Origin of the sequence: Viridibacillus sp. FSL R5-0888, from assembly GCF_038009105.1 — a bacterium.
Lineage (GTDB): Bacteria > Bacillota > Bacilli > Bacillales_A > Planococcaceae > Viridibacillus > Viridibacillus arenosi.
The window spans coordinates 1,792,778-1,816,405 of the sequence record NZ_JBBPAU010000001.1 but is presented as its reverse complement, the minus strand read 5'-3'; the positions used below and the strand labels follow the sequence as shown (position 1 = coordinate 1,816,405).

Below are 23,628 nucleotides of genomic sequence, written 5' to 3'. Positions count from 1 at the left end.
GCAAGTCTACCTAGTGAAATGGTACGTATGCAGATAAAAGATTTTGATTTAGATGATTTGTCGGTGAATGTTTATTTGAAGAAACAAAAGGTCAATGAAGAAAATAGACTAACACTAGATACTGTGATGGCCATTCTGGAATATGTAAAAAAATATAACTTGCAGGATGAAGATTATTTAATTGGTAGTATCCCTTTCGAATGGTAATCACGAGAAGTATATAAGTAGAGAAATTTCAACTAGAGCTTACCTTAATGATTTTAAAAAATGGACTGGTTTAACAAAAGACACTCGTTACAGATATGCATGAGCGTGGAGCTGATTTAGCGACAATAGCAAAGCAAACAGGACATAAGTCTATAAAGACAATCAATGACCACTATCTGAAATTCTCAAATCGTACCGTAGATAAATTTTCACCTTAACTTGTTAAGTGATAATATTGGTATTTAATTTTGAAATGGAAATATAAAAGCTTTGCTACATTTTATTTAGTAACGCTCTTTAAAGTTGTTCAAAAGGAATGATTTTATAATTGATTAGATGAATATCATCTCTCCTTTCTATAACAATACATATTATATATTATAGAAAGGAGGGAATTTATTATGGGAAATCAAAACTATAATGACTATGGCAGACGTAACAATTCATCATTCGTTTTAATCGTTGTCCTATTCATTCTTCTAATTATTGTCGGCGCTAGCTTCCTACATTAATCTACAGCCTCTTTTGATAGCTAACCCATAATAATAATTGTATTGTTAAGGTAATTTAGCCTTACACACCCACACCCATTTTCTACTCACCGAGGGTCACTTGCCACCGAGTGACCCTTTTAATAGTTTCTTTCCTCATTTACTGTTGATAAAATTCTACTTTAAATCAAATAAAGAGAGTGAGGAATAGATAACACTCCCTCACTCTCTTTATAATTATTCACACTTTTCGAGAACTTTATCAATCGAATCCCATTCATATATTGATTCGTTTAATACTTTTCCGCCAATCTTTATTTGAACTGTCTTAACCAACTTGGCGCCATAATACTCATAAAAATAGCGCGTTTTATTTTCTTCTAATACCTCTACAAATACTTTTTTATAGCCTAATTTGTTGTAATGGAGAAATAACTCCTTAAATAATTTTTTACCTATGCCCATTCCCTGATATTCTTCTAGTAAATAAATAGACGTTAAATCACCGGTATTTTCTTCGAGATTCGTTTCTCTTTTCCAAGCATCCGCAAAGCCAATAATTTGTCCCATTTCATTTTCAGCTACAATAACATAGTTATCTTCTTTTGCAATGTTTTGTTTCCAAGCTTCTGTTCGTTTATCATAAGATAAATTCGTTAAAAATTCATCAGGTATAATCCCTTTATATGTCGTTCTCCAACTATCAACAGAAACTTTCGCAATTCCTTGTGCATCTTCTTCTTTTGCTTTTCTGACATGCATTTTATTCTTTATCACACTTTCAACTCCTTTAAATTTAGTCCGTTACTTATATGAATCTCATATTTTATATTCTTCTACAACCTTCTTAAAAAACCTGCTTATTCCATTAACCTGTCCCTTTAGTTGAGTAAGAAGAAAAAAAGAGCTGTCTAGACAGTTCAAAGATCTTCAACTAAAGCCCCCGTTAGTTTAAGTGAAATTCTTCACAAACTTTAATTGTTATATTAAATCACATCTAGTATATAAATTAACGCTCACCTGAAGCTTTTAACTAGAACTATTCCAACTATTAGAAGCCTCCACTTTAGAAGGGTATTATCTGTAATAAATATTAGGAGAACTACACTAATGATTGGGACAGCTAGTTCAATAAGACATTGTTATGATATTGAAAATACGTTTACGCTTTTCCCTCCTAATATTATTTTCTTCTCCATTACCATTCCTATATTTTTAGCTACTTTTTGCGAAACGACATTCTCAGGCTGAATTAAAGCGATAAATCTTTGTTTATTTAGATGTTCTTTTCCATATTTCCAAAGTGCAATCGCAGCTTCTGTTGCATATCCTTGTCCCCAATAATCTCGAGCGATCCAATACCCTATTTCTATTTCCTCTTCATTTTCAATTACTTGTGGAACGAGACCAGCGTGCCCAATAAGAACATTGTCTTCTTTTCGAACTAACAGCAATAATCCCAAATTATCACCAAATTTGTATGTACTATATATCCAGCTTAAAAAATTCTTCCCACCGTATATGTTTCTTGTCTCTCCATTTCCAATAAATCGAACCATTTCAGGGTCAGTTAATAAGGACATAAGGAAATCAAAATCATCATCCGTATACGGACGAAATAACAGTCTTTCAGATTCAACAGGCAATAAAAACATCCTTTCTATCAGTAAATTAAGGGAATATTATTCAACTAACTTCCCCTTTAGTACAATCGATTCAACAAAAAGAGCGTTAATCCTTCTTGGATCAACGCACCCGTTAGTTTAAGTGTAATATTTCACAAACTTTCATAACGAATAATTTCTGTTCTTTTATTATTTTATAGGTCTTTCAAAAATCAATTCATAGTATGATCCTACTGCAACTCCTGAAGTTGCAAAGTCAGGAGAGAAAATTTGAACAAAACGCCAGCCTTGATTTGCGTGATTTTTAATTACTTCTCGATAGTCTTCATTAGGTTTGCCAGATAACCTTTTAAACTCTATTTTAATAAACTTGTATTCATACATTTATTTCTCCTCCTTTTGATTATGCGTCGTAAAACAGAATAAGGATGTGTTTAATTTAACTATTTTTACGATTTGAATTGGGGAAAGTTTCAATTTGGAACAATTTTGTTTAACTAAATGCCCCTTTAGTTGAACAAGAAAAAAGAGCTGTATGGACAGCTCAATGATCTTCTACTAAAGCACCCGTTAGTTGAAGAAGGATGCACTCAAATCAAGGTGTGATAGAAGGTCGATGAGGATTACACAGTCGAAAATCACATTAATTACCTTCTGCTAAGTAATAAGGTGTTTCGTAACCTTGGCAACCAATAATAGAGTATTTGTTTCCTTCAACTAAAATTTCCTCGCATCCAAATGTGTTTCTTTCTCCACTACCGTACTCATCTCTAGTGGTATCCTCAGTAATTTCAAGCTGCTTTCCGTTATATGTTAAATCAGTTAGTATTGGGTCTCCTTCTTTCGTGTAAGCAACAACGCGAATACTATCCTTTAGCCCTGTTTCTGTATTTTTGATAAATTCTTTTAACCTGGTTTCGTTTTCAATTTCACCATTATTTCTATTCACAATATCAGTATCAGAAGGAACAAATTTTTTTGAATCCGTCTCTATATTGGCACAACCAACTATAAGCAAAAACATTACGCTGAGAGTTATAAAGCTTAAATATCTTATTATAGACTCCCCCCTTTATTTATATGACCTTATAAATTGTTTTACGGTTTCACTTATTCAACTATCCTGCCCCGTTAGTTCAAAAAAGAAAAAAGAGCTGCATATGCAACTCAATGATCTTCAAGTAAAGCGCCGATAGTTTAAATACAACTCTACTCAATATATTACAAATTGCTTCTACAATAGGGTATTAGAAAGCAATCAACGTTGTTCTGCTATCATTCTCATCTGTAATATATTTCGCATTTTTGTAACCAGCATTTACTCCCTTAGAAAACAATTGTTTAATTATGTCTTGTTTTTTTGAATAAATCGTTATATATGAGGAATCCACTACTAAGAGTACAAACTGACATTCACTTTCAACAAATTCTTGATAAGTTGCAATTTCTTTTACATCTAACTTATTCGCAAATGCCTTTAAATCGACAAATATAAGATAATATTCTTCTTTTGAAATTAACTCAGATAATGTTTCCCCATTTACTGTACACAGAGAAGGAAATAAAGGCTCCCCTAATGTGTTATTTTCTATAATATAAGATTCTCCTCCTCCAATTCGCCAATTTAATCCATTAAGTTCTAGATCACTTAAAATTTCAAACAAATATTTTCCATAACCATTTGGAATTTCAAAAGTTAAACCTCTAATTCTAATCACCTCATTTAAAATGAAAAATCTCTTTGACTATTTCAACTAAACTGCCCGTTAGTTCAATAAAGAAAAAAGAGTTGCATATGCAACTCAATGATCTTCAAGTAAAGCACCCGTTAGCTGAATAAGGTTGCAAACAATTTAAGTAACGATTTTGGTTGTCTATTAACTGGTAACTAAAGTCGAATGGTAAAAAATAAGGGCCCACCTTTTGTTAAAGTTAACTCAAAGAGGATTCCTCATTATTTTTAAGTATGGTCTTTTCTACCATCTCTATTTCCCTTATTCTTCATGCTAAATACTATAACACCTTGCATTAAGAATACAATTAATAGGACAACTATATTAGAAACACCATCTTCTAATAATGAAATGATAAAAAAGACTGGGACTGATGATAATATTGAAATGTTTTGACTCTTAGTTAAAATGAATATTATAGTTGAAATGCATGAAGTAACAAATAAAAGCTCAATAATGTTCCAAATCATATTAGCATTTAGTAAATAATTTAAATCAATGTATGGTATTGTAAACACCTCCAAAATCAAAAATATTAAAATACATATTTCCCCTTTAACTATTAATTCTACGAAATAGGGTATAACTCCTTCTTGAAGTAAACTGCCCGTTAGCTTAATAAGAAACTTCCTTCTTTGCATTTTTGATTAGAAACATAACCCACCAAACAAGTAGATATAAGAAAGCGATGATTACATAAATAGACCAGAATGAACCTTGTTGTAATTGAGTTACTAAATGCTCAAACTCGTTCCATTCGAATAACATTAAATAGTGCAGTTCCCAATGTCGCTATTAAAAATAAATAGTAAATTATCCAAAACCACTTTGGTAGACTATCCCAATACATTTTTTCACCCCAGTTCAATGTTCAATTAATTTCCTTCTATACTTCAAGAAAATGGCTATCAATATGACAATCTTAAGCTTACAATTAATATAATACCACTATTTATGTGTAGTTTTACACTTTCGTGGGTTTTGTTTTCAATGTTCATAATATTTATTTAGGGTAATTATTTTCGAATTCTTCTTAAACTAACCTGCCCCGTTAGTTCAATAAGGAACTCAAATATTCAAAATATAATAAACAAATTTAACTTCTGACCATTCATTTCGAATTTTTCGCTTTTTAAATCGTTAAGTAATACAAACACACCCGAAAACCTTAAAACTTTGTAAAACCCAACTAAAAAAGAGCAAGCAATTTTATGCCTACTCTGCTTAGTTCAATCTTCATATTATTAAATAAACGTATTAACCATTTGACTTTTTTAAAAAGAAAAAACGTGCGCCTGAATGGCACACGTTTATAAATCAACTGGCTGTAAATCCCATCGACTTACAAAACCAATTTGATTTTTGTAAATAATTATTGAGAAATAACCATCATAAGCAAGTGCATTGACAAATTCCCCAGGTGGTACTGTACCAATCACCTTAGATGAGTTACTTGCTAATGCATATACTTTCGCCTTACGATCTACCGCAACTGTTGGGTCTTGACCAATTGCATATTTATATACAGTAACGTTCTTTAACTTTTTCAATTTCGACGGAACTTCTATTGTCTGCAAATACTTACGAGACACATATACCGTCTTCTTATTGAAAATTGTTTTTGCCCAATATTTATCGTAATTTGTATATTTCACAACATCGCCTTTTACGAAATGAGCAACAATTTCAGCAGAATTACTTGCCCCAGTTCTAATATTCAAGCCATCCACATTTACTTGTGCAGTTTGATAATTACTTGCTGCAGATATCTTCCCGGGAATAACACTTACAAATAAAAATACTACTAATGATAAAATAATTGTTTTTAATAACTTTTGCATGTTAGTATCTCCTTTTTCAAAATAGTATAATACTATCTCAAGTATAAATTATTAATATTTACTCTAAATTTCTTGTTTATAACTACTTCACAATAAATGCGATAACCCCTACTATAATACACAGAATTCCACTTAAAAATTGTCCTAAACCCGAAGCTTGTCCCGTTAACAGTAAATTGAATAAGATTTTGTTTCTTTGATTTTTTCCAAATAAGCCATCATCTGTTCTCATACGATAAATACCCCAAACCGTTAAAACTATCCCAAAAATAAATAATATTAAAATCATTCATAACTTTAATAACTTTATTACACAGCTACATTCCACTTGATTAAAAATTAATACTTATAAACATTGTAACTAACTACTTTTGGATTTTTATCATTTGTATCATTGTATATACTAAGGAATTCAAACTTTAATTCATAGTTTCCAGCTTATATGTAACAAGATGTGATCCCTTATATTCAATTTCTTTTGCAGGTTTTCCTAAAAAACTTACATCACTTACTCCATTTAACAGTGTGCTACAGAAACTGTAGTAACGATTAACAGATTTTTTGTTATACTTAAATAATTCATTGAAATTCCACCTTAATTTTAAAATTTTTAAAATTTAATAAAGAGTCCTCTTACTTATATTACGGATGTTTCATATTGTAAACAATAAAGTTAAAAATAGGATTAAATTGTAATTCTATTCCTACCTATATTAAACAAATATCTATAACACTATAAAATATCAACTACTTTCATAATAAATTTAATAGTTAGTATTTATTAAACGTTTTAAAAAGAAAAAAAGTTTTTGTTTTATCAATTTTTTTTAACTTTATTTGTAATTTTGGATTTAAGTCTGGAATTGGCTAATTTCCATTACAATGGCCCAATTATTGAACAAAGATCAAACAGCACTCTCTCTTGAACTAACCTGCCCCGTTAGTTCAATAAGAAAAAGGCTCTACTCCTTATTGAAGTAAAGCCCACGTTAATTTGGTAACACTTTAGCTTTTAAACTCCATAAAGTGGCTTGAATTTGGATAAAGAGTTTCCTTTGAAAATCCTATAGAAGAATAAAATTTATCAGCTTGTTCCGTATCTGTATGAAGCACTATAATTTTATAATATTTTTTTGCTTCGTCAATTATCCTTTTTACCAAAAGGCTTCCTATACCATTTCTCCTATACGCTTTACTAACATAAAACCTTCTCAGCCTACCAATAGACTGTTCATTCGAAAATGGATCTTTATTTAATCCACCAATAGCAACAAGGACACCTTCTTGATTAAACACGCCAAATAAACCTTCTCCAAAATGGTTAAAAGTATTACTGCCATTTCTATAGTCATTTACTAATCTTTCTACAAAACGAAAACCGTCTTCTTTACTTTGCTTTACTAAACTATCAAAATCAAAATTTAACAGATTATTTATTTGTTTTACCTCATATTTCTCCATGTGTATCCCCTCCGAATTACGTAATTCTTGTTAAACTATTCTGCCCTGTTAGTTTAAGTAAAATTCTACACAATCTTTATATTGATATTAACATAAATATCCAACAAAAAAATCAACTCACATCTTGGAAATCAATAGAGGTGGGTTGATTTAATCAAACTTTACAAATTATCAATCTATATAATAAATAATCAATCTTTTTTTACAAAGCTACAGCTATTTATCTTTCCTTTTTATTATTTTTAATACAGATTTTCCTATTAAAACCGCTAATATAAAGCTCCATACATAAAAGCTTAATTTATCAGGTAAAAATTTCAATACCCATATAGACATCATAATCGTTGCAATCGTAAGGTAACTAATTCTTTCCTCATACTTAAATTTCTTTAAATTACTAACGAGAATTATATAACCGATTGGAGGAGTTATTATACAGAAAAAATATAACGATCCTTTATTTAAATACCACGGTAATTTGTTTCGCAAAAATCTTCCTTCTTCCAAACCTACTTTTTTGAGTCCCTATTGATTCGATTTCTCTTATATATTAACTGTAACTATTCTATATAATTAATATTAAACTGTATTACTTCTTTTTCTTCGTCCATGTAACTCTATTGTTAAATGATAAAATAAACACCTTATTTATCTAACCTGCCCAGTTAGTTAAATAAAAAAGAGCTGCCTGAACAGCTCCAAGATATTCTACTAAAGCCCCGTGGTTAGTTGAATAAGAAATGAGACGCTTCTTCAAGAATCGCGCACTTATATGGAAATACCGAGATTTATTAACTAAATCTTATCCCCTCAGCATCACACCTTAATTTTAAAAAATATCTAATACCCTCATGTTCAGTTTCAAAAGATTCATTGAGTTTTTTTAATGTTCTTTTTCCTACTCGTCTATCTATTAAGGATAGAACTTTTATAATAATGTCAGTAGATTTTATAGAAGTATCTATTGGGGAACTAAGGTATTCTTCTACTGCATCAAAAAAGTCATACTGCGCCAAGATCCCCTCTTCTTTAATCATTTCATGAGCTTGTAATCCCATTTCTAAGTTATGTTTATGATCATAAATATCGTATTTAACATTTTGCTCTTCTCTAATATTCCATTCTTTTCTATTCATTTCTCTTTCAGCTATGATTGTACACATACTAAAAATTTCTTTTTTATCCACTGTAATAACTGCTCTACCTAATTGATCATGGGCTTTTCGGTAGTTAATAATATGAAAATCGATTCGGTCTTTTAATGAGTCGCACGTAAAACTTTTTAATTGTTTTTTTACTTTACTCCATTTTGGACTATACATTTTTAACCCCTTTATCTCATAAATGAATACAACCTCTAATTTCAGAGAGGTTTTGTAATTCCAAAAAACAGCTGTCCCTTTTATTTTACGATAGTACTTATCTAATTGCTTATAAAACTCATATACATCACCAGTTGTAAACCACAGTTCACCTAAAACATAATAATTTCTACTCAATTTTTAATTCTTATAGTAATAAACATAAATATCCAATAAAAAATTATCTCACCTTGGATTTAGTATAGATTTATGGACACATTGAAGTTAAGTCCTTAACCTAAAAATTAAGAGAGGACGTGTCCGTAATGAAACAAAAACGTTACAACCAAGAATTCAAAGAATCAATCGTATAACTTTCGTGCTGGTACACCCGTCAATCAGCTTGCAAGCGAATATGGTGTTACAGAAGTAACTATTTATTAATGGATTAAATTGCACTCCCCAATTGAATCTGAAGAATCACTTACACCAGCTGATATACCAGCCATACAAGTAAACTGCCCCGTGATGAACCCCCTTTAATCTTTGCACTGGTTTACTTAATATTAATTCTTCTAATACTTTGTCTACCTCGAATTCTCCGTAAATGTCATCTGATAAAACCAATCTATATCCCCCTTAATGCCAGTCTACATGCTAACTACCAAGGTACCCACACGGTTATTGTTGAACTAAACTGCCCCTTTAGTTAAATAAAAAAAGAGCTGCCTGAACAGCTCCAAGATATTCTACTAAAGCCCCCGTTAATAATATTTAAACTCCTAAAATTGTTTTTATACGGTCATTTTCTTCTTTCTTATCCAAATACTCAAATAGTCCAAGTCGATTTCCCCAAGGGTCAGTGAAAGTTCCCCATTTTGCAGAAACTTCTTCACGGGAGTAAATCTCAAATTCGTCAATTTTCAACTCATTTACTAGTCTATCTCTTTCAGCTATTATATCAGTTACCCCTAAACGTAAAGGTCCACTTTCTTCTGATGGTGTTCCTTCAGCAACTTGCAACCAGCAACCAGGAATTATTTCCCATTCAGCGAATCCGTCGTGTGGTATGAAATCAGCTTTTTTGTTTAGTAGTGCTTCATACCACTTATGTCCTTCTTTAAAATCAGTTACACGAACTTGATTGGTTATTTCAAAAATCATCTATTTACCTCCTAAAATAGTACATTGTATATGTATTCTATAAAGTAAGAAGCAACCCTTCTTATTCTACTAAACTGCCCATTTAGCTTTTAAAAAAAGAGCTGTCTGGACAGCTCAACGATCTTCTGCTAAGCCTTCCAGTTGTTGAAGAAAGGCTTTAACACTTCAATTCATTTAAAGGGTCAACATCGCATTTCAGTATTGGCCCTATCATTTTTCAGTGTTCCCTAAGTTGTCTATATATTGACATAATTAAAAGAGGCACTCCAGTAAGTCGATTAGTGGATGCCTCTTAATTAATATTGAACTTCCTGGCTCTCATAGAGTTCTATTCATACAGAGTAGTTAAGATTTTTGCGCTGTAAGATGCGCATCGAATGCATCAATAATGTGTAGAAAATGATCTGCTTCACGGTATACGTGGTCAGCAAGAAGAGCAGGAATATTGCTTTTTATTCTACACGCTTCTATTAAATCTCTTGCTGTTTTCTTGAAATCACGTAACGCCACGACAGATACTCGATTTTGGTCAAGAAACTGATCTAAGAGCGGTGTTGTTTCTGATTGAGGGCGCATATGATCTAAATCTTGTGCCTGGAAAAGAAGTTGATCGAAATCATGACTGAACTCACGTGCCTGGTCCACTAATTTTCTTTCAGAAGGGTCTAGCAGGTGGCCAATGAATTTTGAATGGTCTGCCATAATTTTCAGGAAGAATACATTTTCTTTAATTATGGCTTCAGGTAACGGTATCAGTATACCTTCATTTAATTCTTTTAATCGCTTCGCAAAATAATATGCTTCACGACTAGTATGGTCTACTAATAATGGAATGTTGTTAGATATTATTTTGCAACTTAAAATTAATCCTAGTACCTTTCGCTTATAAGCCCAAATATAAGAGGTAGATTGGTACACTTGAATGTTTAACTGCCTAATTACTTCCGGATCTGTATTTTCATTATAACTACTAATTTGTTCTTCAATCCGTTCAAAAACTGTAATAAAATTCTGTGCTTCTTGAATAAGTTCTGTCTGATCAGCTGTAAATCCAAGACTTAAAAAGAAAGCGTGTTCTTTCATTATCCGTGACCAAAATCGTATCTCCTCCAACGATTGCGTTACAAATGTAGGAACTTGATATTCCTCCTCTAATTGTATTAACGATATCTAATTTATTCAAAGCAATTTGAATAAATGACTTTTTGATATCTAAGTTGAACAAAAGACCATTAGAACGGAAGTCTGTTACTAATTGATATCACGGTTGCAATTAATCCAAATTTAAATGTAAGACTATCACACGACATTACAGAAGTTATTGAATCAATAGTACAACAAAAAGAACTAGATATTATTTATGATTTATATACTTTGTATTAAAATTGTGGTCAAAAAAACACCCTCTTATCTAGAGGGTGTGTGCTTCTTACATTTAATTAGTGTATGTTATGGCAATTAGCCATTTAGAATCGGCACGCAAAGAAATCATGTCAAATACATTGAAAAAAATGAGAACCTATGGTAAATTTATATAGATATACGCTAATAATTATTGTGAACATTATATCCCTATTTTAAATTATACAACATACTTTTTCGTTTGTCAATCCCAATTTTTTTAAGGAGTGGTTGCTATGAATTCAGAATTTAAGCAGGAGCAAAAACGTGTGGACAGTGTAATAGAGACAATAACGGAGCGCATCTGCAAATTAGAGGAAGAAACTTCTCGGCGTCAAAACGAACTGGTTAATATACGCAAACACTTCTTTGATGAAGTCAAGGTGAATCTTGATACTTTTGACGATTATCTTGAGACCATCATCGGCTTGAGACAAGAGGCTCAAGCTCTAACTGTAAGTCAAAGCACCGATAGACATGTATCTAAGCAATTGTCTACACTTCGACGTATGCAAGATGTTCCCTACTTCGGCCGAATCGATTTCATTGAAGAAGGAGAATCTGCTCAAGAACAAATCTATATTGGAATTTCCACACTTACAGATGCGAGTGGCGAAGAATTTCTTATCTATGACTGGAGGGCACCTATCTCAAGTATCTACTATGAGTACCAGACTGGACCGGCTAAGTATGCAACACTTGAGGGTGAAATCAAAGGCATTTTGGAGAAAAAGGGGCAATATCTTATCCGTGACGGTGTTCTTCAATCCATGTTCGATACGAGTCTTACCATTGGAGACGAGATTTTACAACAGGTACTGGGCAAAGGCACAGATAAACATATGCACAATATAGTAGCTACGATTCAACAGGAGCAAAATCGAATCATTCGTCATGATTGTGGGAAACTGCTTATTGTACACGGTGCAGCTGGCAGTGGCAAGACATCGGCCGCCCTGCAACGGATTGCTTTTTTGCTCTACAAAAATCGAGATAGTATGAATGCCGATCAAATAATTCTATTTTCACCTAATTCGATGTTTAACAGTTATGTGTCTAATGTGCTGCCAGAACTTGGAGAAGAGAATATGCAGCAGGTTACATTCCAGGAATACTTAGACCATCGGCTAAGTAAAGAATTTCAAGTTGAAAATCCCTTCGAGCAATTGGAATATGTTTTAACTGCTACGAATACCCCTTCATACAAGGCAAGGGTTGCAAGCATTCGATTCAAAGCATCACCTCTTTTTTTCAATGCGATCGAATTATATATGAAATCGTTAGAGTTCTCTGGAATGAAATTCAAGGACATGATTTTCAGAGGAGAACCGATTGTTACTGCGGGGCAAATAGCAGAAAGGTTTTATAGTAACGACACTTCACTCCGCTTCCATAATAGACTTGAAAAGTTACAGGATTGGCTAGTTAAGAAAATCAACGCAACTCAAAAGGCTGAACTGACTAAGCCATGGGTACAGGAAAAAATCGAGCTACTTAGTGACGAGGAATACCACAAGGCCCATACCTACTTAGCAAAAAAACGAGGCTTTACAGGAGAATCTATTGCCGATTATGAGATTGAGCCTGAAGTACTTGCTCGATTGATTGTTCAACAGAACTTAAAGCCGTTACGTAAACGAGTTCGAACATTTGGTTTCATCGACATTAAAGGGATATATAAGCAGCTTTTTGCTGAACCCCTGCAGATCAAAAAGTGGATAGAAGAGGAAACACCCGCGGAGTGGGTGGAGATTTGTCAAGCGACGTCGGAAATGCTAGATGATGGCAAATTATCTTATGAAGATGCTACTCCGTTCTTATTTATGAAAGAGATGATTCAAGGCTTTCAGACGAACGGCTCGATAAAGCACGTACTTGTTGATGAGGCGCAGGATTATTCACCGTTTCAATTCGAGTTTCTAAAGCGTTTATTTCCTTCGGCAAGAATGACTGTGCTAGGTGACTTTAATCAGGCGATATTCGCCCATGCAAGCGAAATGGATGATTTTAACACACTTATGAGCTTATACGGTCAGGATGAAACGGAAGTGATCAACATGACACGCAGCTATCGATCCACAAAACCGATAATCGAATTTACACGGAGACTAGTACCTAACGGTGAACGAATTATTCCTTTCGAACGCGACGGCGATCGACCCGTGCTAACACAATTGCTCGATCACGCTGAACTGCACCGCTGCATCGCATCTAAAGTCGCAAATTTAAGAAGTCTTCGTTATAACAGTATTGCTATAATATGTAAATCCGCTAAGGAAAGTAAGAGTGCATACGAAGCCCTGTCCCACATCGATGATATTAAGCTCGTGAAGAACGGCTCGATTGAATATGAACAAGGAGTTGTTGTCATACCGTCGTATTTGGCCAAAGGAATCGAATTCGACGCTGTTATCATTTATAACGCATCAGAGCAAGTATACGGCGATGAGAGCCTTCGCAGAGCATTCTACACTGCTTGCACCCGAGCTATGCATTATTTGCAACTTTACAGTGTAGGTGAACCGACCCCATTATTGCGAAACATCTTGCTGGAAAGTTACATCCAAGCTTGACTTAGTTGAAATTTAAACGATAAACACATGAGGTTATTCCTAGTTAAGAATAATATTAATCAGCCGAAAATATGTAAGTCTTTATTTACCGCTTACATTTTTCGGCTTTTTTGCATTAAAAAAGACAGCCATAAAACTTAATTACAGTAATAAAACTCACTCTTAAAACAAATTAATATAATTTAAAAATGGAATATTCAACATCCTTTCTAGAATAAACTTTTGGATGGATAGCTCATCTGAAATTTTACTAACTACCCAATAATAACTAGTATATATTATTTATTTTTTCACTCTCTTCCTTTTTCTCTATTGTCCAAATAACCTGACCAAGTACTTGAATAAGAAAAAGGCTTCACCCCATATTGAGATAAAGCCCTCGTTACTTGAAGAAAAAAACATTATAATTTCTTAATTACTTCCTGAATTAGTAAAAAAAGAAAATGATGCAATTGATAAAACGATAAGTAAAACTAAAAGAATCTGAACACAGATGCCTACGATACTACAAATCTTACCTGAAATAGCGAGCCCTTTTCCTTTTTCACTTGTTTGGTCAATCTCTTTCATACTTTTAGATGACAAAATAATTCCAATAATGCCGAGGATTAAGCCAACAAAAGGTATAAATATGGATAAAATACCCAAAGCGAGTGATGCAATCGATTTACTATTTGTTTCCTCCATTTTATCCCCCTATAAATGTAAGTGTTCTTTTATTTAACTTATTACAAAAATCATAATCCTATTCCAAACACACGAACTGCCCCGTTACTTAATTACTCTAACGTCCATACCAACAGCTCAACGGTCTTCTACTAAAGCGTCTGTTAGTAAAAAAGTTAATTTATATCACCAAGATAAACTGGGGAATTTTCAGCATATAAATATCCGATTATATATTTTTTCAACTCCTTTGGGTATAACCTGTAATTTAATAAATCCTCAATACGAACCCACTCAATACCTACCTGATGGCTATCAGGATTTGTTGGCTCTATTGGCTTTTCAGTGCTATTTATTTGACACAAAAAATAATATTCTACTTGATGAACATCAAAATCAATTTCAGCATATTCATGATTTTTTCCTATATACTCCCTGATATGTAATAACTCTTGGATATCAATATTGAATCCAATTTCTTCATTACACTCTCTTTTTAAAGTGGTATGAAATGTTTCACCGTGATCTTGACCCCCGCCAGGACAAAGAAAAAATAACCATCATCATCTTGATTTTTAGTTAATAATATTTTTTCCCCATCCAAAATAATTGCCTTTACTGAGTTTCTAACTTTTATACCATCCCCTCCTCAAAACATCCTATATTATTAAACTAAATTGCTACGTTAGTTAGTGTAAGTATGTTTCTTCATAATCTCAATATTTACATTAACATAATTATCCAACAAAAAAATCACCTAAACTCTAAGAAATCTATAGAGAAAAGATATCTTCACTCAAAATTTTTTCAAAATAACCAATCTCATTCACAAAGCTACACTAAGACACATTATTAGTCACACCCTATCCATATACGAATATAATTTTTATTAATAAATTATTTTCCCATCAAGCAATTTATGTTCAAATTATGTCTCAATTCCCGAAATTTCGACTCTATATGACAATTATCACTATCAACTTATTCCTAACCTGTTGTACATTAACGTTAATAGATGGTTTGTTCCACCTTTTCTTGCGAACGTACACGCCACTACATTACATCTAAAGGGGAAAATATTATAATGACTAAGAAGATTGCTTGGGTTACTGATACAGCTGCACTGCTAAACGAGACTTTCATAAAAAAGTATAATGTTCATGTTTTGCCATTAAATATAGTTTTCTCTGAAGGCGCTTTCAGAGAAACAGTCGATATGACACATGATGAATTTTATGACAAACTCCGTTCTGCTAAAGTACATCCAAAAACATCGCAGCCAGCTATTGGCGAAATGGTCGAGCTTTACAAAAAATTAAAGGCTGAAGGCTATGACTGTGCGGTGGCCGTGCATACTTCTAGCGATTTATCTGGAACTTACCAAAGTTCACAAACTGCTGCACAATTGGCAAATTTTCAAGTTTACTCAATTGATTCGAAGATTGGCTCATATCCAATGGGTAAAATGATTAAAGACGGAATTGCACTGGTTGATAAGGGGCACGACATAGAGGAAGTTGTTGCTCATATTGAAAAAATGACAGAAAATGCTGAGCTATCTTTCATTCCATCTAGCTTAGATCAACTGCATAAAAGCGGTCGTGTATCTGGTACTAAAGCATTCTTAAGTAATCTATTAAATATTAAAGTGGTTATTTCATTTGATAACGGGAAAGTGGTTATGAAAGAAAAGGTTCGAGCTGATAAGAGAGCGAAAAAGTATGTGACTGATTTACTTCGGAATGATATAAAGAACGCAGATATCAAAGAAGTCGCCGTCATCAATTGTAACAATGACAAGGATGCTCAAACCTGGAGAGATGAACTATTACAAGAATTCCCCGAGCTTAAAGTGCTAGTCCTACCACTTAGTGCATGTGTTGGCGTACATGCCGGTGAAGGTACGACTGGACTTAGCTGGGTGAAATGCTAAAAATAAATGTATTAGACCTGTGATTAGCATTACAGTTTAGATGCTAACAAAGGTCTTTTTTTACTTATTTCTAGAAAAATAGTTATCCTCGATTATTTTTCACTATTTGCTAGTTTTTTCTCTTTTTTATTATCAAGAATTTTCAACAATAGACTATAAGAAAAAATAAACGACATTACACCAGTAATAGTACGCAATACAAAGGTATCATTAGGAAAGTCAAATAAAATATACCCTAAACAATATATATATGATAAAACTATAATCGATTTTAATATTGTTTTTTTCATGGAATACACCCTCTTTAAACTGTACTTCTTACACTACGAATATCGAAATACTTTTTCTTTTATTATACAGAGAAATCAAAAAGATAGTATGAAAATCCAATTTCACACCATCTTCTTTAACAACTATATTATTTTTTAATCGACTTTATTGTAAATTAAACTTCTTTATTTGAATTCAACAAATTAATTATAGACAGGACATGCTCATATACATGCCCTGCTATCGACTCTGATCTTTAGTTATTTGTTGAATTAAAACCTTATAATTCTTCTTTACTCCCTACTTCATCAAGTGATTTATCTTTCTCGATTTTGTGCATATCAAGAACGTGTTGTGTAGGCGGGATTATGAGACTGATGACGACAATGGTAATACCAGAAATCACTACCCCAGAGAAACCAGGCATGAACCATAGCTCATTCAATAAACCAATAAAGCCATCCGATTCAATTTTTGGTCCAGGTACATGAGTAAGTGAAGTAACAATATAATATATAAGACCAATAGAAATACTAGCCCATACGGCAGGCGTACTCACACGTTTCCAGAATGGTCCTAAGACAATTGGCCAGAATATCGTTACAAACACAATATCCCAAGCTAGATATGCTAAATCAATTACTTTTTGTGCACTAATAGCTAGTACTAAACCTAATACCGCACTTACTAGAATCATAATTCTTGAGAAAACTAATAATTTCTTTGGGTCTGGATTTTTATTAATGAAATCTAAATAAACGTTCTTTGTAATAATACCTGATGTTGCTACGTAACATGCCGCTACTGTTGACATCCCCATCGCTGCCATTGCTGTTAAGAATATTGCTGATAACAGTGGAGGGAAATAACCTTGTGCAAATGCTAACATCAGGGTTTCAGGATTAGAACTGTTTGGATAAATTGTTTTAAATGCTTCTCCTAACATGCCCGGAATCCAGCTAATAGCAATAATAACGGAACCTGCAATAATCATACTTAGCTGAGCTACACGTGGACTTTTTGCCGCTGCAACTCGTTGCCCTAAGTCTACCGCTGGGATATCACCAAGTGCCAATACTAAATAGAGAGTCCAAAATTCAACTCCGCCTCTATTAAACAATTCATTTACATTCCACCATTCAGGGTTGAATGTAATATCAGGGTAGTAGAATATGATAAATACAGTTATTCCTAAAATACCTGCAATTGCTAATGCGCCCTGAACGATTTCTGTATAGGCTACAGCCCATAAACCACCAATTACAGAATATAGAGCTGTTAAAGAAACAAACAATAAAGCTGCTGGTAAGAAATCAATTTGTAAAAGGGTTTGAATAATATAAGTACCCCCTACAGTTAAGGCACCTGCATTGAAAACACCAAATGCTACGGCCATTACTATACCAGTGTACGCACCTAATTTTTTGCTACCATATCTTAACCCGTAGTAATCTGCTAATGTCCATCCTCTTAATCTTCTAAGAGGTTTAGTCCAGATTAAAGCTCCTAAAATCATACATGTTCCTAAACCACCCATTGTTGCAGATCCTTCAAAGCCACCACTTGTATATCCTGAACCAACCGCTGCAAAGAAGAATGGTGCTGCTAATAATGCAGCTATTAAACTACCTGTTACAACAGATAATGGCATGCTCCAGCTTGCTACAATTAAATCTTCTGCTGTTTTGACACGTTTGTAGCCTTTAAAACCAATATAATAAATAAAAACTAAATATAAACAAAATACGACAATATTCATCAATTCCAATACTCCTCAACTAGTTCATTATCCGTTCATGACACCGCCACCATTTGGCCCCAGTATTTGCCCCGTATAAAAATCTGCATTTTCTGAAGCTAAAAATAAGACACTTTTGGCGATTTCTTCTGGTTGCGCTAATCTCTTTAACGGATATTTTGCTGATTCCTCTTCGATATAATTGTCACCGAAGGCTAGTAGAATATCTGTATGTGTTCCACCAGGAGCTACAGCATTGACTGTAATATTTGGCGCTAGTTCTCTTGCCAATGATTTCGTAAAAGCATTAATGCCGCCTTTTGCTGCTGAATAATGTGTATATTCTTCACAGCCTAAACTTCCTAAATCAGAAGAAATATTAATAATTTTACCTTTATTTTTTACCTTCATTCTCTTAGCTGCTTCACGACAATTGTAAAAGTTACCGTAGAGATGAACTTTTATCATCTTGTCCCATTGCTCATCTGTCATCTCTGTAATGGGAGCATTTTGCGCAATCCCTGCATTGTTAACAAGAATATCAATTTCACCTAGTTGAGTATCCATGTATTGAAACATATCGCTTACTTGGCTAGAATCTGATACGTCCGCATTGTATTTTAATGCTTTTGCACCGTTTTCCTCTGCCTGCAAACGAACTGTCTCTGCGATATGATCGTCTCCGACATAGTTTATTAATACATTTGCACCTTGTTCAGCAAAGGCTAGTGCGATTGCTCGCCCTATACCCATGCTTGAACCTGTAACTAGAACATTTTTACCTGTAAGTTTTAAGTCCATCATTTATTTGTCACCCTCTAATTCAAATTTAGTAATAAGTGCTTGCAATTCCTCAGCTGTTTGTCCTAATGAGGCAGATGCTTCCCGTACTTCCTGCATAGCTAATAGTTGCTCATCCGTTAACTTGGAAACACTTAAAGAAAATTCAGCCGATTGTTGTGATGATACTTTCAAATTATTGACTGTCGCTGCCACTTCTTCCGACGAAGCAGATATTTGTTGCGATGCTGCAGATATTTCCTGAATTTGTTCTGCTACATGCTTTGCAGAATTGAGTATTTCCTTAAATATTGCTCCTGCTTGCGTCGTATAATCCAATCCAACTTTTACATTTTCTTTTCCTTTTTCCATTACTGTTACAGATGCATTCGAATCTACTTGAATCTCATTAATAATCTTATAAATTTCTCCCGCAAAGTGAGATGATTGTTCCGCTAATTTCTTAACCTCACCAGCAACTACCGCAAATCCTTTACCGTGCTCACCTGCTCTAGCCGCTTCAATAGCAGCGTTTAATGCTAATAAGTTTGTTTGATCGGCTATATCAGTTATAAAGTTAACTATTCCGCTGATTTTAGTAGAGTTACTATTCAAACCTTTAATTGTTTGATCCATTTGATTAACAGATTCATTAATTAAATTCATTTGACCAATTACTTGTTGAATGACTTCATTTCCTTGCTTAGCTGCATCTGAAGTTAGGTTAGAAGATTCCGAAACGGTATATGCCGATTCTGCAATTCGTTGTATCCCTTCAGCTGATTCTTCCATCGCTGTGGCTGTTTCTTCTGTCATTATCAATGCCGTTTCAGCATTTCGAGCCATTCTCTCCATCTCGTTAGAAACATTACTAGAGTTTTTGTATGATTCTGTTGCATTAGCAGTTAGTTGCGTTGCAGATGATGCAACTTGATTTGACGTATTTTTGATATTCAATATGACGTGCTGTAAATTTGAAACCATCGTTTTTATAGACTGAGACAGTTTCCCAACTTCATCATTTGTAGTCTCAAGTTCTACATTTTTTAAGTCACCATTCGCTACTTTATCTGCAACAGTAACTGCTTTGTTTAATGGTTTAAGTAGGCGATCAATAGTGAAATATAATACAAATAATAAAATGACAAGTCCGATGATTGCCGTGATTATTTGTTTTGTTACACTTTTAGTAATAATCGTCTGAATATAATCCGCAGAATAATCGATACCTATTACTGCAATCGTCTTTCCATTTCCGTCTTTCAATGGACTAAAAACAGTTCTCCATGTACCAAACGAATCTTCGAAAATTTCCGTTACCTCAGGTTGATCATTTTTAATTGCAAGCTTTGCAGTTTTCAAATGAATTGGAGCAATATCAGTAAACAATTCACCGGCATTATACACTTCTTCTAAATTTTCAGTATAGCCGATAGTAGTAACACCTTCAGGCTCCATCTTCCATATATAGCTCCAATACATAACACCTTGTTTATCCTTTATATCATCCAAGTTGCTTTGAATTTCTTTAAACTGTGGATCATCATTTCCCTTAATGGTAAGTAAGCTTTCCACTTTATTAGGAGCAAGATTTTTTGATGTCAACAATCCTACACTTTTTAATTCCTGTTCGAGATTTTTTTCTAACTGAGTATGTAATTGCGTAATACTTTGTATCGTTATAACAGTGAAAAGAGTTAAAACAATAATCGAAACTGTTAATAGTAACTTGTTCTTTAAAGAAAAGTTTTTAAAATAACGCATAATAAGTAATTCCCTCCTCTTATATTTTTATATTTCTATAATAACGAAAAAACCTATCCCTTAACGAAATAGGCAAAATAAAAAACTAGAATAGAGACTAATCTAGCATTTTTTTAGCAACTTGGTCACCATAACAACATCACTTTAGACCCATATCTATTGCAATCTCAATTTTCCAGTTGCCTATTATCCTTAAAAAATATATCACTAATTCTAATAATTGGCAATGTAATATGTTAATATAATCACATATTTTTATATTTTTTACACTAAATTAACTAATTATTCGTAAAGCAAATATGCATATAGTCTCGATTTGTAAATATTGATTATATACAACTAATTTCATGATTAACGTATCGTTTAGAATGATACAATTATGCGGTTAATTAGTAAAATTAATTTTTCTTACGATTCGGAATACTTTATTATTTTATTGATATTTAGTAAAATAACATTGATAATCGATAAATAACTACATATTATATAAATAACAATAAAGAGTGAGGTGCTTTATGAAAAAAGCAACAAAACTTGGTTTAAAGGTAACAATATGTACTATTGGGTTAACAATCCTTGCGCTGTGCTTATTTTTGTTACCTGACTTGGCAAGAAGTGCAGCAGAGATGAATCCAGAATTTTCATATCTTAGATTCCCTGTTCTATTAGGTTTGTACATCACTGCTATTCCTTTTTTTCTAGCTTTGTATCAAGCGTTAAAGCTTTTAGACTACATTGAATGTGAAAATGCTTTTTCACATCTAGCTGTTAGTTCTTTAGGAAATATTAAAACTTGTGCATTCACAATAATTGCCTTGTATGTAATCGGTATAATCTTCCTTGTTTCACAGAATGCTTTACACCCAGGAATCGCACTTATAGGATTTGTAATTATTTTTGCAACAATTGTTATTTCATTATTTACGGCAGTTCTTCAGGAACTACTTAAAAGTGCAATAGAGATAAAATCAGAGAATGATTTGACCGTTTGAGGTGATTTAATGTCGATTATAATCAATATAGATGTGTTGTTAGCAAAAAGGAAGATGAGTGTAACTGAACTTTCGGAGAGAGTCGGAATAACGATGGCAAATCTTTCTATTCTTAAAAATGGTAAGGCAAAAGCAATCAGATTCTCAACTTTAGAAGGTATTTGTAAAGCTTTGGACTGCCAGCCCGGGGATATTATAGAATATAGAAATGAAGATTAGATTTTAATTTCATTTTATGGACAATTAAAAATAGAGTAGTTTCTACTAAGCAGTAGAAACAGCTCTATTTTGGGATTTCCTATACTGAACTCTTTAGATTATATAACTTCTTACGTTTATAGATTATTTCCAATGATAACTGGTTCTACCTTTTCATATTGCTTGGTAAACTAGCCTGCTTGTGAACATCAATTTTCCAAGTAATAATAGTTGTACTATCCCTAACTTGGTGTTGTTCTATTTCTTTTAATAACTTCCATACACCTGCTTCAATTGATGTATTTTCAAATTGCTTGTTAATTATTAGTGGATCTTGAAAATCTACACCCGGGCATTCGGTTAATCCATCAGTTGTTAGAAATAGATGATTGACGCCTCGTCTCAGTTCTTTTTTACCCAAGCTGTAACATGGGACATCCAATTCAAATGTATTCACTTGCCCTATCCATTCATAAAAGCTGCGTTGATTTAACTGACTTTCTCCCATTTCAAGAAGTTCTTCATTAAACAAATGTACGATGCAATCACCAACAGAGAACCACCATAGAAATTTGTCTTTTCGAATAACAATGAGGCAGGCTGTTTCCCCTCGTACTTTGCGACAATCTGATAAGAAATTAGGTTGTTGAAATATGTCTAAAATGAGTGCATCCATCTTCTTCAAAGCGATACTAACAGTTAAATTTAAGACATTTTGAATTCGTAACTTTTCTTGCTCGAACTGTTTTATAATTAGCTCTGCGCTCTCCGCTGAATTATGGGCATCCAATATCATAACAAATTCCCAGTCCATATCATCACTTATCCAAATTAAGCAACCATCTTCGTTTTTATATTGACCAGCAGATGAATTTCCACCGAATCTTCCAATTACAATTTTGTTTATCTTTTCAATACTTGCTTCGTCAACATAGTTTTTTTGACTACCTACCCAGCTTATTTCTGAATTATCATGGTTAATCATAAGGCGTCACCACTAAGTATTCTTTAATACGTAAACAAACTTCAGTTATTTCATTTCCTATACCTTTTGGAGCTTCTGCCCATTCGTTTAACTCCATTGGACTCCAATATTTTCTAGGTGTGTTCGGATAACGCGGAACGATATGCATATGTAGATGTGAAACTGAGTTGCCAGAAACCATTGAATAGACATGTTCTGCTCCTTCAACTTCAGTTAAAGCTCTACTAACTCTAGCCATCATTAAACAAAATGCTTTCGCTTCTTCAGCAGTCATATCCCCAAGTTCTGGAGCATGTCTTTTTAAATCAATCATAATATGACCAAGATACGTTGGGCTCCTTTATCTATATGTCCTACATAAATAAAATCATCTTCATAGATAGTAGTCCCAGCAGTCAGAAACTCACCTTTATGATTACTACAGATAAAACAATCTTGACTCATGAAAATCACCTTTCTTTCAATTTGTAAAATAACCCATATTATAGAGATTATTTAATACTAT

The 23,628-nt window shown here is 33.2% G+C and carries 23 protein-coding genes and 4 pseudogenes; 6 read left to right on the top strand and 21 right to left on the bottom strand.

The features are described from left to right. Positions 1-18 precede the first annotated feature (18 nt). Both MKY02_RS08995 and MKY02_RS22000 read left to right on the top strand, forming a co-directional pair. Positions 19-207, top strand: coding sequence for a hypothetical protein (locus MKY02_RS08995; RefSeq protein ID WP_143691532.1), 189 nt, complete (start codon positions 19-21; stop codon positions 205-207). A gap of 440 nt (positions 208-647) precedes the next feature. Then, positions 648-719 (top strand): annotated as a pseudogene (locus tag MKY02_RS22000) (YjcZ family sporulation protein); the annotation flags it as partial. Positions 720-935: 216 nt separating this feature from the next. Here MKY02_RS22000 and MKY02_RS08985 read toward each other — a convergent pair. The 13 genes and pseudogenes from MKY02_RS08985 to MKY02_RS08925 form a co-directional block, all read right to left on the bottom strand. Next, entirely contained in the window at positions 936-1,460 is a 525-nt protein-coding gene (locus MKY02_RS08985) for a GNAT family N-acetyltransferase (protein WP_038183226.1), read from the bottom strand. A gap of 380 nt (positions 1,461-1,840) precedes the next feature. Beyond that, positions 1,841-2,344: a GNAT family N-acetyltransferase gene (locus tag MKY02_RS08980; RefSeq protein WP_340710999.1), complete on the bottom strand. Its 504-nt coding sequence runs from the start codon at positions 2,342-2,344 to the stop codon at positions 1,841-1,843. Between the two features lie 168 nt (positions 2,345-2,512). Further along, positions 2,513-2,707, bottom strand: a complete 195-nt coding sequence (locus MKY02_RS08975) for a DUF4177 domain-containing protein (RefSeq protein ID WP_340710998.1) — start codon at positions 2,705-2,707, stop codon at positions 2,513-2,515. 259 nt (positions 2,708-2,966) lie between these two features. Beyond that, the gene (locus MKY02_RS08970) at positions 2,967-3,341 is read right to left on the bottom strand and encodes a DUF4362 domain-containing protein (protein ID WP_340710997.1); all 375 of its coding nucleotides are present in this window, start codon (positions 3,339-3,341) and stop codon (positions 2,967-2,969) included. Between the two features lie 229 nt (positions 3,342-3,570). After that, positions 3,571-4,041 (bottom strand): DUF2691 family protein, encoded by a 471-nt coding sequence (locus MKY02_RS08965; RefSeq protein WP_340710996.1) that lies wholly within the window; start codon positions 4,039-4,041, stop codon positions 3,571-3,573. Positions 4,042-4,671: 630 nt separating this feature from the next. After that, positions 4,672-4,824, bottom strand: coding sequence for a hypothetical protein (locus tag MKY02_RS08960; RefSeq protein ID WP_340710994.1), 153 nt, complete (start codon positions 4,822-4,824; stop codon positions 4,672-4,674). Between the two features lie 542 nt (positions 4,825-5,366). Next, a complete protein-coding gene (locus MKY02_RS08955; RefSeq protein ID WP_076034983.1) occupies positions 5,367-5,897 on the bottom strand; it encodes an SH3 domain-containing protein in 531 nt (176 codons plus the stop codon). Positions 5,898-5,979: 82 nt separating this feature from the next. Beyond that, on the bottom strand, positions 5,980-6,186 hold the full coding sequence (locus tag MKY02_RS08950) for a hypothetical protein (RefSeq protein ID WP_076065332.1): 207 nt from the start codon (positions 6,184-6,186) through the stop codon (positions 5,980-5,982). Between the two features lie 716 nt (positions 6,187-6,902). Beyond that, positions 6,903-7,358: a GNAT family N-acetyltransferase gene (locus tag MKY02_RS08945; RefSeq protein WP_038182754.1), complete on the bottom strand. Its 456-nt coding sequence runs from the start codon at positions 7,356-7,358 to the stop codon at positions 6,903-6,905. Positions 7,359-8,149: 791 nt separating this feature from the next. Further along, complete coding sequence (locus MKY02_RS08940) at positions 8,150-8,857, bottom strand: SF0329 family protein (protein WP_340710993.1); 708 nt, start codon at positions 8,855-8,857, stop codon at positions 8,150-8,152. A gap of 312 nt (positions 8,858-9,169) precedes the next feature. After that, positions 9,170-9,286 (bottom strand): annotated as a pseudogene (locus tag MKY02_RS08935) (HD domain-containing protein); the annotation flags it as partial. A gap of 147 nt (positions 9,287-9,433) precedes the next feature. Then, a complete protein-coding gene (locus MKY02_RS08930; protein WP_038182759.1) occupies positions 9,434-9,823 on the bottom strand; it encodes a VOC family protein in 390 nt (129 codons plus the stop codon). A gap of 345 nt (positions 9,824-10,168) precedes the next feature. Next, entirely contained in the window at positions 10,169-10,936 is a 768-nt protein-coding gene (locus tag MKY02_RS08925; protein ID WP_268746462.1) for a DUF2935 domain-containing protein, read from the bottom strand. A 524-nt stretch (positions 10,937-11,460) separates the two neighbouring features. On the opposite strand from MKY02_RS08925, the gene helD reads away from it, so the two are divergent. Then, positions 11,461-13,797 carry an RNA polymerase recycling motor HelD gene (gene helD, locus MKY02_RS08920; protein ID WP_076035260.1) on the top strand — a complete coding sequence of 779 codons (2,337 nt, stop codon included), beginning with the start codon at positions 11,461-11,463 and terminating at the stop codon, positions 13,795-13,797. Positions 13,798-14,208: 411 nt separating this feature from the next. Here helD and MKY02_RS08915 read toward each other — a convergent pair whose 3' ends face one another. Next, positions 14,209-14,484 (bottom strand): DUF4190 domain-containing protein, encoded by a 276-nt coding sequence (locus MKY02_RS08915; protein WP_038182766.1) that lies wholly within the window; start codon positions 14,482-14,484, stop codon positions 14,209-14,211. 155 nt (positions 14,485-14,639) lie between these two features. Beyond that, positions 14,640-14,948, bottom strand: a pseudogene (locus MKY02_RS08910) (NUDIX domain-containing protein); the annotation flags it as partial. A 599-nt stretch (positions 14,949-15,547) separates the two neighbouring features. On the opposite strand from MKY02_RS08910, the gene MKY02_RS08905 reads away from it, so the two are divergent. Then, the gene (locus MKY02_RS08905) at positions 15,548-16,396 is read left to right on the top strand and encodes a DegV family protein (protein ID WP_076035259.1); all 849 of its coding nucleotides are present in this window, start codon (positions 15,548-15,550) and stop codon (positions 16,394-16,396) included. A gap of 92 nt (positions 16,397-16,488) precedes the next feature. On the opposite strand, the gene MKY02_RS08900 is transcribed toward MKY02_RS08905, so the two are convergent. The 4 genes from MKY02_RS08900 to MKY02_RS08885 all read right to left on the bottom strand — a co-directional run bounded on the left by MKY02_RS08900 (position 16,489) and on the right by MKY02_RS08885 (position 20,948). Beyond that, positions 16,489-16,686, bottom strand: a complete 198-nt coding sequence (locus tag MKY02_RS08900) for a hypothetical protein (RefSeq protein WP_038182771.1) — start codon at positions 16,684-16,686, stop codon at positions 16,489-16,491. Positions 16,687-16,946: 260 nt separating this feature from the next. Then, a complete protein-coding gene (locus MKY02_RS08895) occupies positions 16,947-18,425 on the bottom strand; it encodes a sodium:solute symporter family protein (protein ID WP_235175712.1) in 1,479 nt (492 codons plus the stop codon). Between the two features lie 27 nt (positions 18,426-18,452). Further along, positions 18,453-19,208, bottom strand: a complete 756-nt coding sequence (locus MKY02_RS08890; protein WP_235175704.1) for an SDR family NAD(P)-dependent oxidoreductase — start codon at positions 19,206-19,208, stop codon at positions 18,453-18,455. Continuing rightward, the gene (locus tag MKY02_RS08885; RefSeq protein ID WP_340710992.1) at positions 19,209-20,948 is read right to left on the bottom strand and encodes a methyl-accepting chemotaxis protein; all 1,740 of its coding nucleotides are present in this window, start codon (positions 20,946-20,948) and stop codon (positions 19,209-19,211) included. It abuts the gene before it with no gap. 515 nt (positions 20,949-21,463) lie between these two features. Between MKY02_RS08885 and MKY02_RS08880 the strand changes: the two genes are divergently transcribed. After that, a complete protein-coding gene (locus MKY02_RS08880; protein WP_038182778.1) occupies positions 21,464-21,940 on the top strand; it encodes a DUF2975 domain-containing protein in 477 nt (158 codons plus the stop codon). Positions 21,941-21,949: 9 nt separating this feature from the next. Continuing rightward, positions 21,950-22,159, top strand: a complete 210-nt coding sequence (locus MKY02_RS08875) for a helix-turn-helix domain-containing protein (protein ID WP_038182779.1) — start codon at positions 21,950-21,952, stop codon at positions 22,157-22,159. 145 nt (positions 22,160-22,304) lie between these two features. Here MKY02_RS08875 and MKY02_RS08870 read toward each other — a convergent pair whose 3' ends face one another. Beyond that, the gene (locus MKY02_RS08870) at positions 22,305-23,123 is read right to left on the bottom strand and encodes a protein phosphatase 2C domain-containing protein (RefSeq protein WP_076065327.1); all 819 of its coding nucleotides are present in this window, start codon (positions 23,121-23,123) and stop codon (positions 22,305-22,307) included. Further along, positions 23,116-23,567 (bottom strand): annotated as a pseudogene (locus tag MKY02_RS08865) (HIT family protein). The gene MKY02_RS08870 and the pseudogene MKY02_RS08865 overlap by 8 nt, the downstream one beginning before the upstream one ends. Positions 23,568-23,628: the final 61 nt, after the last annotated feature.

Excerpts from the sequence above, each read along its gene's own strand:
- MKY02_RS08995 (WP_143691532.1), top strand. The coding sequence starts at position 19 with ATGGTACGTATGCAGATAAAAGATTTTGATTTAGATGATTTGTCGGTG.
- MKY02_RS08985 (WP_038183226.1), bottom strand. The coding sequence starts at position 1,460 with ATGCATGTCAGAAAAGCAAAAGAAGAAGATGCACAAGGAATTGCGAAA.
- MKY02_RS08975 (WP_340710998.1), bottom strand. The coding sequence starts at position 2,707 with ATGTATGAATACAAGTTTATTAAAATAGAGTTTAAAAGGTTATCTGGC.
- MKY02_RS08960 (WP_340710994.1), bottom strand. The coding sequence starts at position 4,824 with ATGTTATTCGAATGGAACGAGTTTGAGCATTTAGTAACTCAATTACAA.
- MKY02_RS08955 (WP_076034983.1), bottom strand. The coding sequence starts at position 5,897 with ATGCAAAAGTTATTAAAAACAATTATTTTATCATTAGTAGTATTTTTA.
- MKY02_RS08950 (WP_076065332.1), bottom strand. The coding sequence starts at position 6,186 with ATGATTTTAATATTATTTATTTTTGGGATAGTTTTAACGGTTTGGGGT.
- MKY02_RS08945 (WP_038182754.1), bottom strand. The coding sequence starts at position 7,358 with ATGGAGAAATATGAGGTAAAACAAATAAATAATCTGTTAAATTTTGAT.
- MKY02_RS08930 (WP_038182759.1), bottom strand. The coding sequence starts at position 9,823 with ATGATTTTTGAAATAACCAATCAAGTTCGTGTAACTGATTTTAAAGAA.
- helD (WP_076035260.1), top strand. The coding sequence starts at position 11,461 with ATGAATTCAGAATTTAAGCAGGAGCAAAAACGTGTGGACAGTGTAATA.
- MKY02_RS08915 (WP_038182766.1), bottom strand. The coding sequence starts at position 14,484 with ATGGAGGAAACAAATAGTAAATCGATTGCATCACTCGCTTTGGGTATT.
- MKY02_RS08905 (WP_076035259.1), top strand. The coding sequence starts at position 15,548 with ATGACTAAGAAGATTGCTTGGGTTACTGATACAGCTGCACTGCTAAAC.
- MKY02_RS08900 (WP_038182771.1), bottom strand. The coding sequence starts at position 16,686 with ATGAAAAAAACAATATTAAAATCGATTATAGTTTTATCATATATATAT.
- MKY02_RS08895 (WP_235175712.1), bottom strand. The coding sequence starts at position 18,425 with ATGAATATTGTCGTATTTTGTTTATATTTAGTTTTTATTTATTATATT.
- MKY02_RS08890 (WP_235175704.1), bottom strand. The coding sequence starts at position 19,208 with ATGATGGACTTAAAACTTACAGGTAAAAATGTTCTAGTTACAGGTTCA.
- MKY02_RS08885 (WP_340710992.1), bottom strand. The coding sequence starts at position 20,948 with ATGCGTTATTTTAAAAACTTTTCTTTAAAGAACAAGTTACTATTAACA.
- MKY02_RS08880 (WP_038182778.1), top strand. The coding sequence starts at position 21,464 with ATGAAAAAAGCAACAAAACTTGGTTTAAAGGTAACAATATGTACTATT.
- MKY02_RS08875 (WP_038182779.1), top strand. The coding sequence starts at position 21,950 with ATGTCGATTATAATCAATATAGATGTGTTGTTAGCAAAAAGGAAGATG.
- MKY02_RS08870 (WP_076065327.1), bottom strand. The coding sequence starts at position 23,123 with ATGATTAACCATGATAATTCAGAAATAAGCTGGGTAGGTAGTCAAAAA.